Consider the following 301-nt stretch of genomic DNA (forward strand, 5'->3'; position numbering starts at 1 on the left):
GGCTCCAGCTGGAGCTCCACCACCGGCTCCGACGTTGCAGATCAGGCTCCCGATGTCAACACTGGACAGAGCCTTGGCAAACAGACTTGGCCAGAAGGGCTCCACTGTGACTCCGGCAGCCTTGATCAGAGCATTCAGCTTGTCCTCGGTGACGGTAACTTCATCATCGTGGAGGATCAGAGCGGAGTAAATGCAGGCGAGCTCGGACACGGAGGCCATTGTAGATGTTATATTTTATGTTTGTCGAGGTGGATGCCTAAATTTGACGGTGCTAGTCGCCGGATTGCGGGCCTTAGCTTCT

Annotated in this window: 1 protein-coding gene; it reads right to left on the minus strand. The window is 55.1% G+C overall.

Annotated features, from left to right (window positions below; all coding sequences use genetic code 11):
• A partial coding sequence (locus tag J4G32_RS20790; RefSeq protein ID WP_210497549.1) for a 60S acidic ribosomal protein P1 occupies positions 1–210 on the minus strand: 210 nt, incomplete at its 3' end.
• Positions 211–301: the final 91 nt, after the last annotated feature.

Origin of the sequence: Microvirga antarctica, assembly GCF_017921815.1 — a bacterium.
In the GTDB taxonomy this organism is placed as follows: domain Bacteria; phylum Pseudomonadota; class Alphaproteobacteria; order Rhizobiales; family Beijerinckiaceae; genus Microvirga; species Microvirga antarctica.